General features: G+C 41.1%; 13 protein-coding genes. 4 read left to right on the top strand and 9 right to left on the bottom strand.

The genetic code is table 11. The features are described from left to right. Positions 1-2: 2 nt before the first annotated feature. The 9 genes from WKK05_RS29930 to WKK05_RS29890 all read right to left on the bottom strand — a co-directional run bounded on the left by WKK05_RS29930 (position 3) and on the right by WKK05_RS29890 (position 9451). Positions 3-1394, bottom strand: coding sequence for an alkaline phosphatase PhoX (locus WKK05_RS29930; RefSeq protein ID WP_341526641.1), 1392 nt, complete (start codon positions 1392-1394; stop codon positions 3-5). 350 nt (positions 1395-1744) lie between these two features. After that, positions 1745-3361 (bottom strand): mucoidy inhibitor MuiA family protein, encoded by a 1617-nt coding sequence (locus tag WKK05_RS29925; protein ID WP_341526640.1) that lies wholly within the window; start codon positions 3359-3361, stop codon positions 1745-1747. Between the two features lie 315 nt (positions 3362-3676). Next, positions 3677-4606 (bottom strand): LysR substrate-binding domain-containing protein, encoded by a 930-nt coding sequence (locus WKK05_RS29920; RefSeq protein WP_341526639.1) that lies wholly within the window; start codon positions 4604-4606, stop codon positions 3677-3679. A 232-nt stretch (positions 4607-4838) separates the two neighbouring features. Continuing rightward, positions 4839-5624: a BMC domain-containing protein gene (locus tag WKK05_RS29915; protein ID WP_341526638.1), complete on the bottom strand. Its 786-nt coding sequence runs from the start codon at positions 5622-5624 to the stop codon at positions 4839-4841. Between the two features lie 56 nt (positions 5625-5680). Then, positions 5681-6460: a transferase gene (locus WKK05_RS29910; RefSeq protein ID WP_341526637.1), complete on the bottom strand. Its 780-nt coding sequence runs from the start codon at positions 6458-6460 to the stop codon at positions 5681-5683. A gap of 140 nt (positions 6461-6600) precedes the next feature. Continuing rightward, entirely contained in the window at positions 6601-8262 is a 1662-nt protein-coding gene (locus WKK05_RS29905; protein WP_341526636.1) for a ribulose bisphosphate carboxylase small subunit, read from the bottom strand. 133 nt (positions 8263-8395) lie between these two features. Continuing rightward, positions 8396-8698 carry a EutN/CcmL family microcompartment protein gene (locus tag WKK05_RS29900; protein WP_341526635.1) on the bottom strand — a complete coding sequence of 101 codons (303 nt, stop codon included), beginning with the start codon at positions 8696-8698 and terminating at the stop codon, positions 8396-8398. A gap of 6 nt (positions 8699-8704) precedes the next feature. Beyond that, positions 8705-9049 (bottom strand): BMC domain-containing protein, encoded by a 345-nt coding sequence (locus WKK05_RS29895; protein ID WP_010995041.1) that lies wholly within the window; start codon positions 9047-9049, stop codon positions 8705-8707. A 93-nt stretch (positions 9050-9142) separates the two neighbouring features. After that, entirely contained in the window at positions 9143-9451 is a 309-nt protein-coding gene (locus tag WKK05_RS29890) for a carbon dioxide-concentrating mechanism protein CcmK (protein WP_015209255.1), read from the bottom strand. Positions 9452-10118: 667 nt separating this feature from the next. On the opposite strand from WKK05_RS29890, the gene WKK05_RS29885 reads away from it, so the two are divergent. The 4 genes from WKK05_RS29885 to WKK05_RS29870 all read left to right on the top strand — a co-directional run bounded on the left by WKK05_RS29885 (position 10119) and on the right by WKK05_RS29870 (position 17332). After that, the gene (locus WKK05_RS29885) at positions 10119-11975 is read left to right on the top strand and encodes an NAD(P)H-quinone oxidoreductase subunit F (RefSeq protein ID WP_341526634.1); all 1857 of its coding nucleotides are present in this window, start codon (positions 10119-10121) and stop codon (positions 11973-11975) included. 159 nt (positions 11976-12134) lie between these two features. Next, positions 12135-13640: an NADH-quinone oxidoreductase subunit M gene (locus WKK05_RS29880; protein WP_341526633.1), complete on the top strand. Its 1506-nt coding sequence runs from the start codon at positions 12135-12137 to the stop codon at positions 13638-13640. A gap of 197 nt (positions 13641-13837) precedes the next feature. Next, the gene (locus WKK05_RS29875; RefSeq protein ID WP_341526632.1) at positions 13838-14968 is read left to right on the top strand and encodes a CO2 hydration protein; all 1131 of its coding nucleotides are present in this window, start codon (positions 13838-13840) and stop codon (positions 14966-14968) included. A 1083-nt stretch (positions 14969-16051) separates the two neighbouring features. Next, positions 16052-17332 (top strand): acyltransferase, encoded by a 1281-nt coding sequence (locus WKK05_RS29870; protein WP_341526631.1) that lies wholly within the window; start codon positions 16052-16054, stop codon positions 17330-17332. Positions 17333-17349 lie beyond the last annotated feature (17 nt).

The following is a 17349-nucleotide window of genomic DNA, read 5'->3' as shown; positions in this document are numbered from 1 at the left end:
CCTTATGCTCGTTTTCTGTTCCAAGGGCCCCAAATCGCACAGGTAATCCCAGGACTCTGGATATTTACAAACAATGTGTGGCCATCAGGCGAGAAACACGCACCTGCGAATTCACTGCCGCCGCCATTAAAAGCATTGGCTGCAAACCGATACAGTTCACCATCTTGATTAACTCCAACCACATATTCAATACCGCTACCATCTTCACACAAGAAGAGGTCTCCGAAAGGAGCCACAGTAATATTATCTGGGAAATTCAGTACTTCAATATCAGGAGACTCTACAACTAAAGTGAGAGTGCCAATGTTAGGGTCATAATTGTTGGGTTTGTAAGCAAAAACCTGCCCTTGTCCTACGTTACCACCACTAGTGCAAGTAAAGTAAATCAAGCCATTGCCATAGGAAGCACCTTCACCTCGTGAAAAGATAGCTGCACCCTGGCTTTGCGCTTGAAATCGTACAGAAGCGGTGAAGTCATTAGTAGCAGGATCAACATTCTCAATCTTTACCCACTTAACTGGCAGTGGTGTATTTTTGTATTTAAGAAAATCCTTGCCTGTATTAACTTTAAACATTCCTTCAATAACAAGAGCCTCAAGCACTCCACCACTGCGGAGATTGCCTTTTTGATGAGGACGGAAGCGATAGAAGCAGCTATTTCCATCGTCTTCAGTTTGATACACCCAGCCAGTGTCTGGATCAACCGCGACTGCTTCATGGTTAAAGCGTCCCATTGCCACAAGGGGAACTGGCTTAGCTACTTGAATGTCATCTGTTACAGGAACCTCAAAGTTATAACCATGCTTTTTGGTTGCTCCACCGCTTCCAGGCAGAGTCAGATTCTCTTCACAGCTAACCCACGAACCCCAAGGAGTCTTCCCACCAGCGCAGTTACGAATCGTCCCCGCCAAAGAAACAAAATGCTTTTCCACCCGACGGTCAGGGCCAACAACAATTGTTGTTGTGCCTCCCCCAATCTGGTCATATACATATGGTGGTAACGCAAAAGCGCCATTAGGGTTCGGATTCAACTCGTGGTTGCGTACCAGAATGGTAGTGTTCTCAGGGCCAGCAAAAGCAGCCATGCCATCATGAGAACCTGGAACTCTGTTACCATCGTCCATTTTCTGCCCTGTAACTGAGATCACAGTATAGTTAAAACCAGGGGGAAGTTCTAAGCAGGGAGTGCTGCCTAAATCCAATCCATCTAGTAAAATACCAGCGATTTCATCTGCATTTACGGGCAGCTTTTGCTCCAAAGGGCCATAGCCAATTCCTCGTGCAACTTGACCGCGAGCAGCTCTTGCATAAAAAGCTTCCAAAGGAGAAATCATGGTAGCGCCAACAGCACTTGCGCCAGCCAAGGTGAAGAAGTTACGTCTTGATAATTTCATGAAAATACGGTCAGCAAAACCCCAAAATCGTATCAATCATCAGATAGATTTTTGTTTAAAATTTTGGTCATAAAAGGTTAAAATTTAGTATTAATAAAAATGCAAATGCTATTTGTAAACAGCATTTAACTGATGCTATTTGTAAACAGCAATTTAACAGAGCTTCAACCAAACTCTCTTTATTAACTTTAGTAAAAATAAAATATAATTTGCGTAGCTATGTAGCAAAGAAGATATTATTAATAATTTTAACTAACTATTAAATAAAAATTCATCAAGACTAATTTATTAAACAATTAAAATCAAGGTTTGAATAAACAACAATGTTCTGTTCGACCCGTACCTTAATTCTAAATATCTAACCCAACAATTGTTAATTCAGGCGGATGCTCAACGGTGAACTGGTAATATATCTCTTGACGCTCCTGTGCTGGCAGAGTTAACTCCCATTCTAAAATCGCCATTTCACCTAATTGAATTTGTGGGTTGCTGCGAATGAGACGTACTTTAATTTGCTCGGTGCGGCTAACTGGTAATTGTTCAGTTAACTTTAATTTGATTTCTTTGTCGAGTAAGTTAGTAATTATCAACCGATAACCATAGGTAATCCGGCGTTGATTGCTAATGAGTCTTTTATCTACCTGACGTTCAACTAAGTCACGCTCAATTTTTAAGCCTTCATCAATACCTAAGTTAAGTTTGAACTCTTGTCCTGGTGCAATATTTTCTAACTTAGTTGTGCCGATAAAAACATTTTCGCGGAAAATATTTGCTTTACCTGGTAACAGAGTCGCGCCGTTGGGACTATTTTTCACATTGGCTTGCAGATAAGCAAAGCTTACCAAGCGCGGCATTGCGACAAAATCAAAGTTACAAGGATAATCGTCATTGAAAATTGTTGTTTTGTGGGGTGTACCATCGTTGGGAATGTTACCGCCGCCATCGAGCTTAAAGGTAACTACGCTACCTTCTTTAGATATTTCTGCAACAACGGTTTCTGCTTCAATGAGCTTATCCTCTACAATTTCGTCTTGTTCTGGCTGATTTGCTTCAGCAGCAGGCGCAGATGCTGTGGATAGTACAGGTAGATGAGCAGCTCGTCGTCGAGCTACTTGCGGGCTTGGAGTACTGATATACCAAGGTTCAAGTTTGGGCGGGAGTGTACCTAATCCTGGTTTAGCTGTTGAAAGGGTGAGAGCCACATCCATCCAATCTTCGCCACTACTTTGGGTGACTTCTGCAAGGTAGTTGAGATGCACGATATTACTGGAAGTGCTAAAGCGCAAGTCATAGAGGGGAGTCCAACTAGCGCGATTCACTACATAGGATAGTTCTAGTTCAAACTCACCTCCACCAGCAACTTCCACTCCTACAACCAAGTTCAAACTTTCCTTGGGATGAGGAGTTTGAACTTTCTGCAATGAAGTACGGAGTGCTTGCATTTGCTTGTCTAATTCCTGTTGTTGGCTTTTACACTCCCCAGATGCGATCGCATATTCACTGTACTGGCTTCCCAAAAAGTTTAAAAAATCTAAAGTCTCGCTCAAGCTGAGATTTTTCCGTGCCAAACTTTGCGAAAAGGGTTCCTCTACTTTTTCACGTAGGCTTTCAATAAAATTAGACTGCAATGCTAAAGCGTCCACTTGCGCTTGCAGGTGGCGTTGTTCTGCCTCTAGCTGGTGAATTTGCCTTGTCAATTGCGCTACTCGCTCTGCCACAGGTTCTGTAGTATAAATGCGATCGCTGCTCACTCCCAACAAGCGCACCCCTACTGTACCTGAACCGCTCACCCTGACAGAATCAGTTTCTAGAGTTATCGGCAACGGAGTAATAACTAACTCCCGTTCCAGCCCTGTCAAAGACACTACACCCCGCCGTGTAACTAGGGCTTTGTCAGCGTATACTGTTACAGCTACAATCTGACTTTGTACTGCTTTGCGCCAAGATGGTATCTCCGGGTTAACCACTGCCAGTTTTCCCCAATTTTTTATCGTTATGCTGGTTAATTGTCAATGTTTCTCAGCCTAACCGTCAACCCCTTCGAGGAATTGAAAATTCAAAATTGAAAATCACCGTACCCCTACGAAGAAGCAAGCTACGCGGAGCGTCTCCCACTTCTCTCAAAATTATCAACTTCTGAGTACCGAAGCTACTGCTCATACTTTTCTCCTGCCTCACCTCGGCTGCGCTCTTAAGAGCGGGACGCTCGCTACGCTCAGGGCAGGCTCAGGACAGGCTCAGGACAGGCTCGGCGACCACCTGCCTCCTGCCTAACCGTAACTTTACTCAGCCTTAGCACCACTAAAAGTAGTGTTTAGCTCCATAATCTTCTTTGCCGCCTCCAGTAGATAGTCATGATAAGTACGAGCAACAATAGATAGCTGCTTGCCAGACGGGTAAACCATAAACCAGGTTCGCTTAATCGGAAAGTGTTGTACATCCAAAATAGTTAACTCTGAGTTGTCTGGCATTAAGGTATGGCGAGATAAAATCGAAATTCCTAAACCTCCAGCGATCGCTTGTTTAATTGCTTCGTTACTACCCAATTCCAATTTAACTTTTACACTCACTCCTTGTTCATCAAAGAGTTGTTGGACAGTACGGCGGGTTCCTGAACCTGGTTCTCGCATAATAAAAGGTTCATTACACAGAAGTTCTATAGGTATATTTTTTTCCTTAGCTAGCGGGTGATTACTTGGTGCAAAAACTACTAAAGGATTTTCTAAAAATGGCTCAAGATTCACATCCACATTATCTGGAACTTGGCTCATAATATACAAGTCGTCCAGATTATTAGTCATCCGTTCTATAATTCGTTCGTGGTTCGTTACTTGCAGCGAGATATCAATTCCTGGATAAAGTTGGCAAAAAGGGCCTAACAAACGTGGTATAAAATATTTTGCTGTTGTAATTACCGCTAAACGCAATTGTCCTTGTTTTAGCCCTTTTAAATCTGCCACTTTCATTTCAAACTGGGCTATAGTTTCAAAAATCTGCCGACAAGTAGCAAATAATTCCCGTCCTGCCTCCGTCAAATACAAGCGCTTTCCCACCTGCTCAAATAATGGCAACCCTACTGATTTTGTAAGTTGCTTTATCTGCATGGAAACTGTAGGTTGGGTAAGAAACAATTCCTCAGCAGCACGTGTAAAGCTACCGTGCCGTGCTGCCGCTTCGAACACTTTCAACTGGTGCAGTGTAGCTTGATTCAAAAGTGATTCTCCTCTAAAAAGCGATTTATAGATATAAATTTAGTATTACGGAATACTTGCAATTAATATTGCTTTACCCATACAAAGTTATGAGTTTTAGTATAGATAAAACTCTATTGTCGCTATTAAAAGAAAGTTATTTTATTTATGGAGTCGAGAAGTTATTATCAAAATAACAAGCAAAGCGTAAGATGCCTTCCAACTCACGATGAATGTTGAATAACATTATTCATCATTCATCATTCCATAATTCTTCTTGAATTTTTGCAGGTAATTTGGCTAAATCTGGCAACCCTACCATCTCTATTTCCGCAACTTGCTCCTTGATGTTCATCGGCAACCTTATCGGTTGACGTTCTTCTATCCAACAACTTGCCACTGGCAAAGTTTGTTCCAACTCATCTAATGGTCGAGGAATCACCATTACCGCATTCAATTCCCCAATCCGTTCAGCTTCATACATCCCTGCTTCCACTGCTACTGCCACATTGGCCACAGAACCGCGAATAATAGCTGTACATAAACCCGCACCAATTTTTTCATAAGCTGCCAACTGGACATCAGCAGCTTTGAGCATAGCATCACAGGCTCCAACCATCGCCGGAAATCCCCGCGTTTCTACCAAACCAACTGCTAAGTTACTCAGACGGCTGTAATCGCCCTCCTGCATTAATTGGCTGAGACGACCGGTGATTGGCAATACCACGTCCAAGTTGGGAAAAGGTCGGGGAATGACTAAGCTAGAGACCAACTGACCAAACTGTTCAGCAGTTTGGACACCAGATTCTACGGCAAGACGGACATCAGCAATTCCACCCCGAACAATCGCAGTACAGTGACCGCTGCCAATTTTTTCATACCCAACTAGGTGAACTCCAGCGGATTTAAGCATCATGTCCGCTGTGCCAACTATTGCTGGAAAGCTCAGGGTTGATACTAAACCCAAGGCAGTATCCCTGTAGTCTTTATTAGGCGATGAATCATAGCTGCTTGCAGACTGTTGATTATATGTTTCCATGTGAACTCTCTAAGATACTCACAAAACTGACAACTTACAATTAACACTTACTCGGACTAATCGTCAGAGTTTTGGTCGTTCAAGGATTGTCTATGGGGAAACAATGTGGTCAACAGCCTTTGTATGCTCCCTTGCCCATAAATTTGAGTCCCGAAATTATTAGGGGATTCTGTAGCTGGCTGACTGGGATCTGAGTTATTAGTATTAGGTTCTATAGGCTCTTGGGCAGCTTCCTGTGAAGTAGGGCTAGCACCATTAGCGGGTTCCTCAAGTTTAGGAGACTGGCTTTTTGGAGTAGCAGAAGATTTAGAAAAATAAATAGATCGTTGTTTTAACTTCATCGCAGCCGATGCCGAAAACTCAGTTGATGAAATTACTTTATCCTCATCTTTACTTAGACTATTATCTTCTTGCCTCTGCTGGGCTGTATTTGTAGAAGTAGAGTTAGTTGTGGATGGTTCCAGTTGTTTTGTTTGCTCTATCCGTCGACTGGTGTCTCCCAAAATTGAACCAGGTGGAACTACTTGTCCAGGTTCAACTGAACAATTGAAAACTGTTGTTGCTGAACCGATACAGGCATTAGCTCCAATTTTGCCTTTCCCAACCATTAGAAAACCGGCTCCCAAGTTTGCCCCTACTTCTACCTCTAGGGTTCCTTCATTGGCTTGGAGAATTGACCCCATACCAATACAGACGCCCGGGCCGATGATGATTTTGCTGTTTTCAACCGCTTGCAGTATTACTCCAGGTGCGAGTACCGCGCTTGGATGAATAGTCACCTCGCCACTAATGTAAGAATCAAAGTTATTGCTGAGGCGCAGTGGCGGCACAGTCATGAGAATTGTAACCTCGGAAGCCGGAAAAAGTGTCAATGGGGAGTAGTAAGTAGTGAGTGGGGAGTAGTGAGTAATGGATATTAAAATTTCCTACCTTTTCTTCCCTACTCCCTACTCCCTGATTCCCTACTCCCTATTTATTATGGACGTTGAATAATCGTTTCCAATACCCGGCGCTTAGCTTTGGGGTCAATCCCAATCAATCGTACATATTCTCCTGGGAATTCGGCGAGGTGCGTTTCTAATGCAGCGATCGCTTCTCTTTCAGAATTCGCCTGAATTGGCCCGGTGCTACTCCAAGAACCTGTGCGGAACCGTCGCTGGTCTACGTGTTCTACGCTAATTTTATAGCCTCCAGCTAATAGCTGCCGTAGCTGTTCTACTACTTCAGAGCTTAAGCGGGTATTCGCAACCGCTGTAGTTGCAGATGAGGCACTAGCAACTGATTTATGGCCACTCGGTGAGCTAACTTGCCCATTAGGTCTTTGAATAATGCTTTCTAATACACGCCGTTTGGCTTTGGTGTCGATGCCAATTAAACGGACATACTCACCTTGATGGTTGTCTATACATTCTTCCACAGCGGAAATCACGGCATTGGTCGCAGTTGTTTCAATTGGCTTGCAACTGCTCCAAGAACCAGTGCGGAAGCGACGCTCATCTACGTGTTCTGTACCAATTTTATAACCACCTGCTAACAGTTGGCGAATTTGCTCTACAGTTTCAGTACCGATTTTGCCACTGCTAGCGCCGTTACTGTTGCCATTGCCATTGCTGTAGCTCTTGTTGTAGCCACCATTATTGCTATTACTAGCAGGAGGTTTAAAGCTGGTAGCTGGGTTAACATTACCATCTGGGCGTTGAATGATGGTTTCTAATACACGCCGTCTACCTTTGTCGATGCCAAACAGCCGGACATATTCGCCGCTATGGTCTCTCAAACAGCTTTCCAAAGCTGCGATCGCTTCACGTATCGATTTTGGTTCAATTGGCTGGCAACTAGTCCAAGAACCTGTACGGAAACGTCTTTGATCCACGTGTTCCGTGCCAATCTTATAACCTTGCTCTAATAAATAGCGCACCTGCTCTATTGTTTCTGCACCCAAACTATTGCTCGCCACTTCACTACTCCTTTCCAACTCTATGACAGTAATACCATTACCTGTATAAGATTTAGCTATTTCATCCCGAATAGGTGCAATACATTTGCTATCCGCAGCACAGCGATAACCAGCTCGTAATGCTTGATTAATCCCAATTACATGATGAGCAAATTCCTGATCCTGATCTTGCACATCTGGCAAGCGGTCAGCTTGCTGCTGGTTAGTAATTATCGCTCCTGACGGTACATACTTACCTGGAGGAATCTCTACATCTTGAATCAAAGCGTGCATCATCACGATGCAACCTGCACCCACTCTGGCATTAAATACCGTAGAGCGAAACCCAATAAAGGAATTTTCCCCAACATAAGCTGGCCCGTGAATCAGAGCCATGTGGGTAATGGAAGCATTTTTGCCTACCCACACCGAGTATTGCTCTTGGTCATCCCCAACTACTCGGCCTTGTTCCAACCCATGAATCACAACACCATCTTGAATATTGGTATTTTCACCGATATAAAAAGGTGTGCCTTCATCCGCTCTAATCGAAGTCCCCGGCGCAACGATTACATTTGCACCTATCCGCACATCCCCAATGATGTTAGAAAACGAATGTACAAATGTGCTGTCATGGATTTTTGGCTCTGCTAAATTCTTCGACCACGGGGTTGGGGGTGCCGCCGTGCTGCGGACTGCCATCGCGAGATTCCTCCTGTATTGTCATTTGTCTTTTGTCCTTCGTCTTTTGTCCTTTGTCCTTTGTCTACAGTTAAGCGATATTTACTTATAACTCCTTACTAATGACTAGTGACTAATGACTAATGACTAATGACTACCGATATTGCTCTTTTTTGCTGTAAATCATGCGATCTTCAACGTAAATGGTATCAATTATCGCTATCACTACTGCATCTAACGGACGCTGTTCATTACCAATAACTTGACGAGCGGCGCTGCCTCGACTGACCAGTACCCACTCATCTACTCCAGCCCCTACACTATCTGCTGCTACCTCGTATTCTGGTAGGATTTTTCCCTCTTCATCTACTAATTGCAACAACAGTAGTTTGACACCTCTGAGACTTGGATCTTTTTGAGTGCTAACTACTGTGCCACGAACTTTGGCAACTTGCATTACGGATTACGGTCTTCTGCCGAAAGGACGAATTGCGTTAACATTTTCCCGGAACTGCTCTACGTCTTCGGTATACCGTATTGGTAGGACGTATTCTAAGTTCTCATGAGGACGAGCAATAATGTGAGTAGACAAGACTTGTCCGCCGTTGACTCGCTTCACTGATTCAACTCCTGCGGCTACGGAAGCTTGTACTTCCGATACATCCCCCCTGACGATTACTGTCACCCGACCGCTACCAATTTTTTCATAACCCACCAAAGTGACGCGAGCAGCTTTCACCATTGCGTCAGCAGCTTCCACGACTGCTGGAAAGCCTAGCGTTTCTACCATTCCCACTGCGATTGACATTAGTTCTAATCCTTAAATAAAGTCTCTAGTTCTGGACGAAAGTGGAGCTACAAGAAGGCAGCCCCGTTAATTACTTTGTTAAATTCAGCTATTTTAAGTGCGGAACTGTTCCACAGCCTCCGTGTAACGAATCGGCAAGACGTATTCGAGGTTTTCGTGGGGACGGGCAATGATGTGAGTGGATAAAACTTCACCGCCATTTACTCTTCTGGCTGCTTCAACCCCAGCTGCAACTGAGGCCTGCACCTCAGACACATCTCCCCGAACAATCACAGTAACGCGAGCGCTACCGATTTTTTCATATCCTACCAAAGTTACACGCGCAGCTTTCACCATTGCGTCAGCAGCTTCTACTACTGCTGGAAAGCCCTTAGTTTCAATCATTCCAACTGCAATTGGCATCGCAGAACTCCTAAAAAATTAATCCGATCAGTACTGAGGGTTGAAAATTTTGACGAGGAAGCTCATCTTGATCTACAAAAACACTTCCAAATTAAGCATAGGAAAGCTTGGCGTTCCTGGCAATATAAATCAGTATAATAGTTTATGATAAAAAAGTTTTAAAAAACTTAACTAAAATTAATAGAGGCTTCTGCTCAATCAAAGTTGACTGAATTCCTAGAGTAGTCGCTTATGCTTTATAATTTCTTTATTACATTGACAAAAGGACATTCATGAGCAGAGCTAATCTTGTCTGATGCAGGATGACCGGGGGCTGTATATTATGCTGTCTCTATCTTTCTATCAAATTTTGCTATATCTATAATAACTACATAAAACCCTATAACTTTTCCAAATATATTGTATAAAGTTGTTTGCTAAAAGTAGAAATATAAATTTACAATTGGAGATAATATAATAAAGAGTAAATGCTTTCAAATATATGAAGTTATATTTTATTTAACTTTAATAGTCTAGGCTAAAGTAAAAATGCTCATTCAAATTTTAAATAAAAATTAGTAGATAAACAGCATTTTTAGTAAATTTTATTTTTCTTGGAAATGATTGTGTTTTGATTGTATTCCGACTTTTATTTTTGATTAAAGCTAAGTCGTAAAGGGAAATTTCAATGAGTCAATTTCTATTTTTAACAAGTTGGTGGGTACCTCTTTATAGCTTGATAGGCGCACTCTTAACCCTGCCGTGGGGATTAGGCATAATTAAGCGTACAGGGCCAAGACCTGCGGCATATTTAAACTTGTTGACGACCCTTTTAGCTTTCGCCCATAGCTTGTTGGTATTTGCAAATATCTGGAACAGCGAACCAAAAAATTTGCAGATTAGCTGGTTTAAAGCTGCTGACTTAGACTTATCCTTTGCCTTAGAACTCTCACCAGTCAGTATTGGGGCAATAGTTTTAATTACAGGGTTAAGTCTCATGGCGCAAATTTACGCCTTGGGTTATATGGAAAAAGACTGGTCGTTAGCCCGGTTTTTTGCCTTAATTGGATTTTTTGAAGCAGCGCTGAGTGGTTTAGCAATTAGCGACTCATTGTTTCTCAGCTATGCCTTTTTAGAAGTTCTGACTCTTTCGACTTACTTGCTGGTAGGATTCTGGTATGCTCAACCGCTAGTAGTGACGGCGGCGCGGGATGCATTTTTAACTAAGCGGGTGGGAGACTTATTGTTACTGATGGGCGTAGTCACACTCTCCACCTTAGCAGGCAGTTTGAACTTTTCTAATTTATATGAATGGGCGCAAACAGCTAATTTAAGTCCAGTCACATCGACATTACTGGGATTGGCTTTGATAGCAGGCCCTGCGGGTAAATGCGCTCAATTTCCTCTGCATTTGTGGTTAGATGAGGCGATGGAAGGCCCCAACCCTGCTTCCGTAATGCGGAACTCGCTAGTGGTGGCTGGCGGTGCTTATCTCCTGTATAAACTACAGCCAATATTAGCGCTGTCACCAGTTGCGTTAAATGCCTTAGTAATTATGGGTACAGTAACAGCGATTGGTGCAACATTAGTATCAATAGCTCAAATTGACATTAAGCGATCGCTATCTCATTCCACCAGTGCATACATGGGTTTAGTGTTTTTGGCAGTAGGGTTGCAGCAAGGGGGAGTTGCCCTGATGTTGCTGTTAACTCATGCGATCGCTAAAGCACTATTATTTATGAGTTCCGGGTCAGTAATACACACTACCCACAGCCAAGACTTAACAGAAATGGGTGGTTTGTGGTCACGGATGCCAGCCACCACTACTGCCTTTGTTGTTGGTTCCGCCGGGATGGTAACACTGCTACCACTAGGAAGCTTTTGGGCAATGCTCTCATGGGCAGACGGTTTTGTCAATATTAGCCCTTGGGTAATTGGAGTTTTGGTATTAGTCAATGGCTTGACAGCATTGAATTTAACTAGAGTATTCAGATTAGTATTCTGGGGCGCACCGCAACAGAAGACGCGCCGTACTCCAGAAGTCGGGTGGCAGATGGCATTTCCGATGGTCTCTCTCATAATAATGACTTTGTTACTACCAGTGATGCTACAGCAATGGTATTTGTTACCAACTTGGGAAAGTATTAATTGGTATGTAGTGTTAATATTATTTGCTTCTACCGTAATCGGTGTAAGTATAGGAGCTACAGTTTATCTGCACAAAGCTTGGTCAAGATCCAGAATCCTGACATGGAGATTTATGCAGGATTTGTTGGGTTATGATTTTTACATTGACAAAGTTTATAAAGTGACAGTAGTGAACGCCGTAACACTACTTTCTCAGATTTCAGCATGGAGCGATCGCTATCTGGTTGATGGTCTAGTAAACTTAGTTGGATTTGCGACCATTCTCGGTGGGCAAGGTTTAAAATACAGCATTTCTGGACAATCCCAGGGCTATATGTTGACCATCCTTGCGGTCGTAAGCATCTTAGGTTTTTTCATTAGTTGGTCATTGGGTTTACTAAGTAAATTGCCATTTTAACAATATTGAGGTAGGAGACAAGAAAAAGAAGTTGTATTGATCTACCCCTCCCTCAACCCTAAAAGGGGCGACGGACACTTTGCTCAAGTCCGGAAACCCGCCCACGCAAGTGTCCTCCCCTAGCCCCCACTATCTCCCTCCCCATAACTGGTTCTGCTTATGCTAAGTGCATTGATTTTAGTGCCGTTGTTAGGTGCAGCTGTAATTGCTTTCTGGCCTTCTATTATCAGTAGGAAAGCTGCCCGTGGGGTAGCTTTGGTCTTTGCGAGTATCATTTTTTTGTGGACAATTGTACTAGCAATTCAGTTTCATCCAGCAGAAGTTAGTCAACAGTTTGCTGAGTCTCTGCCCTGGATTGAGGTCTTGGGCTTGAATTATAATCTCGGTATAGACGGCTTATCTTTGCCGTTGCTAGTTTTAAACGGACTGTTAACCTGCATTGCTATATATAGTAGTGACGAATCTCTTGGGCGTCCCAAATTCTATTACTCTTTGTTACTACTATTAAGTGCTGGGGTGACTGGAGCTTTTCTAGCACAGGATTTACTACTGTTTTTCTTGTTCTACGAACTGGAACTGATTCCGCTGTATCTATTGATAGCCATTTGGGGCGGTGAAAAACGGGGTTATGCCGCTACGAAATTTCTCATCTACACAGCCTTTTCTGGAATCCTAATTTTAGCAAGTTTCCTTGGCTTGGTTTGGCTGAGTGGTGGTTCTAACTTTGCGCTAGCAACCTTAAACACGACGAATTTACCTTTAGCAACGCAAATTTTACTGCTAGCAGGGATTTTGGTGGGCTTTGGAATTAAGATTCCCCTCGTTCCCTTCCATACTTGGTTGCCAGATGCTCACGTTGAAGCTTCCACACCAATTTCAGTACTATTGGCTGGGGTGCTATTGAAGTTGGGAACTTATGGCTTATTGCGGTTTGGGATGAACTTATTGCCAGAAGCTTGGAGTTATCTGGCTCCTTGGTTAGCGACTTGGGCAGTGGTAAGTGTACTGTACGGCGCATCTTGCGCGATCGCCCAAACCGATATGAAAAAAATGGTGGCATATAGTTCCATTGGACACATGGGCTATGTGCTTCTAGCCGCAGCAGCTGCTACACCTTTAAGCGTGTTAGGTGCTGTTATGCAAATGATTAGCCACGGCTTGATTTCTGCGCTACTGTTCTTGCTGGTTGGAGTCGTATATAAAAAAGCCGGAAGCCGTGATTTATCAGTTGTTCAGGGGCTGCTTAATCCAGAACGGGGTCTGCCCGTAATTGGTAGCTTGATGGTTTTAGGAGTCATGGCTAGTGCTGGTATACCTGGGATGATCGGGTTTATTTCAGAATTCATCATTTTTCGGGGTAGTTTCCCAGTTTTTCCAGTGCAAACCTTGCTGTCAATGATTGGTACAGGTTTAACAGCAGTCTACTTCTTGATTCTCATGAACAGAGCCTTTTTTGGGCGCTTGTCAGCACAAGTTACCAATTTACCGCGCGTGTATTGGAGCGATCGCACTCCATCTATAGTTTTAGCTGTGTTGATTGTCATTTTAGGCATTCAACCCGCGTGGTTAATTCGATGGACTGAACCAACAATCACAGCAATGGTGAATACACAAAACGTAGTAGCAACGGTGTCCTTGGATAAAACAATCGGGACTAGGGACTAGGGACTGGGGATTAGGGATTAGGGATTAGGGAATAGTGAATAAGGAAGAGCTTTCCTGATATCTAATATCCAATTCCCAATCCTTATTACTAAGGCAAGAATGATTAGGGAATAAGGAAGAGTTTTCCTAATACTTAATTACTCCATGCCCCATAACCTATGCCCCATGCCCCAATCCCTATTTTTGGAGAACTGGCAATGGTAAACCTTAAAAATAAACCTGCTCATCATCCCTTAGCGGAGTATGTTGAACGTCTGCAAGAAGGAGGATCATTACTTCCTGATAATCCACAAAATGTGCTAGAAGTAGTTGGAATTCTCAAGAGCTATGGCGTAGTTTTAGATGCATACTCCAAGAATCTTATCTACATTGCTGAACATCAATTTTTAGTATTTTTCCCATTCTTTAAATACTTTAATGGAGAAATTTCCTTCCAAAAATTACTCCGTCATTGGTGGCATAATCGCATTAATTTTGAATATGCAGAGTACTGCATGAAATCCATGATGTGGCATGGTGGCGGAGGACTGGATACATATTTAGATACACAAGAATTTCAAGATAGAGCGCAAGCAGTTATTGCTGCAAAATTTAACAACAATCCGTTAATGCTAGGCATTAACCAAATGTTTCCAGACTTCTTAACAGAACAGTTACGTGTCTCTGCTTATTACAGTGGATTAGGTCAATTCTGGCGAGTTATGGCTGATATTTTCCTCAGCCTATCAGACCGTTATGACCGAGGCGAAATTAAAACAATTCCCGAAGTTGTTGACTATATTAAAGCAGGGTTAGTGGCAGATGCATCAAAGCCAATTACTTACAAAGTTAAAATTCGGGATAAAGTCTATGAAATTATTCCCGAAAGCATTGGTTTGACATTTTTAGCAGATACAGCAGTACCTTATGTAGAGGCGGTTTTCTTTCGAGGAACACCTTTTTCTGGTACAGTTTCATACAACGCTCAAGCGTATCAAGTTCCTCCAGATCAAGCTCGATTTCAGTATGGTGCATTGTATGCAGATCCTTTGCCTATTGGCAGTGCAGGCATTCCTCCGACCCTGCTAATGCAGGATATGCGTCACTATCTTCCAGAGTATTTGCACGAAGTTTATCGCCGCAGTCTCCGGGGTGAAGATGATTTGCTAGTACAAATTTGTATGACTTTCCAAAAATCGATGTTTTGCGTCACAACAGCAGCGATTTTAGGACTAATGCCTCATCCTGTAGATTCCCAAGACCCATCTGAGCAAAATGCTAATCGAGTCTATTTAGAAAAGTGGATGAACAGATTACAGACTTCACAGTTAGAGGTTGTTAATAAATAGTTGAGCGATGTTTTAGTAGCATTGCAGTAAAGCCAAGATGAAAATTTCACGCTAAGACGCCGAAGATAAATTCGCATCTTAGCGTTTTTATTTAATATGATAACGATTCACAATTTTATAGAACTTATCCCTTGTTTGTTATACCAATTCAATTAATGATTGCAACACATTCGTGGGTAAAGACGCTATGAATCGCATCTCTACAGATGGCCTATTTATCATATTCTTTTTTCAAATTGGTATTACCTTCACAAAAAAAATAATCTCTAAAGCTCATTTTTAGATATTTTCGTAACAAGGGAATTGAAATAACACAAACTGGGTGTGATTGCGCTTGGCGCAATCACAAAATCGATGATTTTGTATGAGATACAGGATAGGTATAGTATTTTTCTCTGCTCAAAGTTACAAAATAGCAATTATGTATAGTCATTAAAAATTAAGAGTTTGAGTCACTTGCAATTGTGTGAAATACAGAAGCAAGTTGCGTAGGTGGTTTTCCGACTCGACAGGTGTATCTTTCATAGAGGGCGCACAGTTAGGCATGCGCCCCTACTGCATCCAAACAAGAACCCCCATATGTCAAATTGGGTAGCCGTGATGAAATTCCCCACTTACTGCCTTACTCTACGAGCAGTCTTTAGGGATACACAAAGTACACGCTATGCACTTTTTATCAGAAAAGAGCCAACAAAGAAAAATTAGTATTTTGTAAACATCTGTCATCTATCTAAGAGGGTATTTTAAAAATGCTTGAAAGCAAGTATCCTGTCCATTACAGTATTTTAGAAGGTTAGTTTACCTCTTATCAATTTTTCTCTGTCTATCAAAAATTATAAAAATGATGAAAGGTTGATTTGGTAAGGAAATCACCGATACCTAAAGTCAAGCCTGGGTAAGCGCTACTTTCCCATGATGATTATGAGGTCATCAATGAAACCTTACCACTCTGCATCTACCAAACTAAGTGAAACAAACTTTTAAACCAAGTTTGATAGGTAAAAAAGTTTGTACAACAATTTAAAACTCGTTTGATGGGTAGTAAATAAAAATATGTTATGTGCTTTATCTGCGGTCTTGTTTTTGAATCACGACGTCACCAAAATTCCAGTAGATAACCCTTTAGTTCTGAATTTATCTTTAATTTTTGGTTTTACATTTTTAACTCTAATTACTTTAAAGAAAACTGTAAACGATAAGCCTCTTTCAATTTTACAAAGTAACCAGATGAAAGGCTTAGCGATAATAATAATAATTCTTTTTCATTTGAGTATACATACACTTGCAAAACCTTCTGATCTACCTTTTTTTAAAAGTTCTGGATTTAAAGCTGTTGCCTTATTCTTAATTCTTTCGGGGTTTGGTCTAACTATATCTATGCAGAAAAAAGGTATTAATAATTTCTTTAGTAAAAGATTTACTAAAGTTTATATACCCTTTTTATTCGCTATGTTGTTGGAAATATTTTTAAATCAGAGTATTAATAATAATCCACATATATTAACTGAATTATATAATGCATTTTTTAATGTTAGCATTTTAAATAGCCATATGTGGTTTATAGTTTTTATTCTCTTGTGGTATATTGTCATTTACTTGTTATTCTATTTAAATTTATCGAATAAGTCAAAAATATTTTTATTATGTTTGGTATCTGTGTGTATTCTCGTAGCTTCAGAACCCTCAAAAGATTCTGCATTATTTTTGTGTAAAATTAATGCTTTCAGTTTTCCACTGGGCTGTTTGTTAGGTTTAAATTATGAAAATATTAAACCAAAAATTGATAGATTACTTAAGCAAAATCTTCTAATTATAATTGGTATTATAGTCAGTTGTTTTGTCTTGTCAAAGTTTTTCGGTAATTTGGCATCAGCATTAGGAAAACAAGGAATAGTAGCGAACTATATATTATTAGGAATTATTGTTATTGCCGTCTTGCTTAACCTTGTAAATAGGCAGTTATTACGCAAAAATATTATTGAAGTTATGTTGGCATTATCAGTACTAGTAATGATAGCCATTAATTACTTTAATTTATCATCTTATTATTCTATTGCTGTAAATATATTAATTAACACATCAGCAATATTAGCAGCATTTGCTATATTTTTACTGATATCTATAATGCTGCGATTCCAGGTTTATTCTTTATTTATAAATGGGATTGGAGATATTTCTTTTGAATTATATCTTCTTCACGGAATGTTTATGTACCCTTTTGACTTTATCCTTTTTAGAGGAAATATTAATATAACTTTCTTTATTTATTTCCTGTTTATTTGTTTAATTAGTATGTTATTCAAAAAACTTACCTCCACTATTTATAATTTAACTTTAAGTAAATTGAATAAATTGGAGGCATAAGAATTAGCTTATATATT

Origin of the sequence: Nostoc sp. UHCC 0302, assembly GCF_038096175.1 — a bacterium.
In the GTDB taxonomy this organism is placed as follows: domain Bacteria; phylum Cyanobacteriota; class Cyanobacteriia; order Cyanobacteriales; family Nostocaceae; genus UHCC-0302.
This window is presented reverse-complemented; position numbering and strand designations above follow the sequence as displayed.